Source organism: Pseudomonas sp. SDO5271_S396 (assembly GCF_054071795.1).
This window is the reverse complement of the sequence record NZ_JBSVWB010000148.1, coordinates 1-212: the sequence shown is the minus strand read 5'-3', so window position 1 is coordinate 212 and position 212 is coordinate 1. Positions and strand designations below refer to the sequence as shown.

The 212-nt window shown below is 69.8% G+C and carries 1 protein-coding gene; it reads left to right on the top strand.

Annotation, left to right across the window (positions count from 1 at the left end; translation table 11 throughout):
* Positions 1-193, top strand: a 193-nt coding sequence (locus tag ACW9IN_RS30220; protein ID WP_457369260.1) for a hypothetical protein, incomplete at its 5' end; no start/stop codon positions are given.
* Positions 194-212 lie beyond the last annotated feature (19 nt).

Below are 212 nucleotides of genomic sequence, written 5' to 3'. Positions count from 1 at the left end.
GGGCACCGACGGCTTTGGCCGCAGTGATACGCGGGCGGCACTGCGTGACTTCTTTGAGGTGGACCGCCACCACCTGGTGCTGGCGGCGTTGACGGCCTTGGTGGAAGAGGGCGCGCTGGACGCCCGCGTGTGCCAGCAGGCCATCGAGCGTTACCGCCTGCAGACGGAGCGTGCGGCGCCCTGGACGTGCTGAGGGGATAAGTGGGGGCCGA